General features: G+C 42.1%; 1 pseudogene. It reads left to right on the forward strand.

What is annotated here, in order from left to right:
* Positions 1–1099, forward strand: a pseudogene (locus HMPREF9304_RS07015) (IS1380 family transposase); the annotation flags it as partial.

Genomic DNA, 1099 nt, shown 5'->3' on the forward strand with positions numbered 1-1099 from the left:
AGCGAAATCATCCGTTCTCTCATGAGTATNTACTTCTGTGGCGGTTCATGTACCCCAGGATGTCACTACTCATTTGATGAACCTCCTCTCGCTTCATCCGACACTTCGCACTTGTAGCTCTGATACTATCCTCAGAGCGATAAAGGAGCTGACGCAAGAAAACATTTCATACACATCAGATATGGGCAAGACCTACGATTTCAATACGGCTGACACTCTCAATACTTTATTGCTCAATTGTATATTTGCATCTGGCCAACTGAAAGAGGGTGAGATGTATGATGTTGATTTCGACCATCAGTTCATAGAGACAGAAAAGTATGATGCAAAGCCTACATACAAGAAGTTCCTTGGTTATCGTCCTGGCGTGGCGGTTATTGGCGATTTGATAGTTGGTATAGAGAATAGCGATGGTAACACAAATGTTCGTTTCCATCAGAAGGACACGCTGAAGAGGTTCTTTGAGAGATTTGAACAGAATGGGCTCACTATCAATCGCTTCAGAGCTGATTGTGGATCATGTTCCGAGGAAATCGTGGAGGAAATAGAAAAACACTGCAAGTCTTTCTATATCCGTGCTAACCGCTGCAGTTCGATCTACACTGACACCTTTGCTCTCAAAGGCTGGAAAACTGAGGAAATCAATGGCATTGAGTTTGAATTGAACTCTATCCTTGTTGAGAAGTGGAAAGNTAANGCATATCGACTTGTGATTCAAAGACAGAAACGGANGGATGGTGTGCAGGATTTTTGNGAAGGAGAATACACATACCGTTGTATNCTGACTNACGACTATGATTCTTCCGTAAGAGAAATTGTCGAGTTCTATAACCTTCGTGGAGGAAAGGAACGTTTTCGTTAAGCCAAATGAGCAGAATAAAGCTCGCTTTAATTATGCCATGGCGAGAAAACGAAGGATGAAATCCAACGCATCTTCGATGATATGAACAATGGTTTCGGATGGGACAGATTGCCCAAATCCTTCATGGCAGAGAATACAGTGCTCCTTCTTCTTACAACACTTATCCGTAACTTTTACAAGGCCATTATTCAAAGACTTGACGTAAAGAAGTTCGGACTCAATGCAACAAGTCGCATA

The organism is Hoylesella timonensis S9-PR14 (assembly GCF_000762405.1).
GTDB lineage: Bacteria > Bacteroidota > Bacteroidia > Bacteroidales > Bacteroidaceae > Prevotella > Prevotella timonensis_A.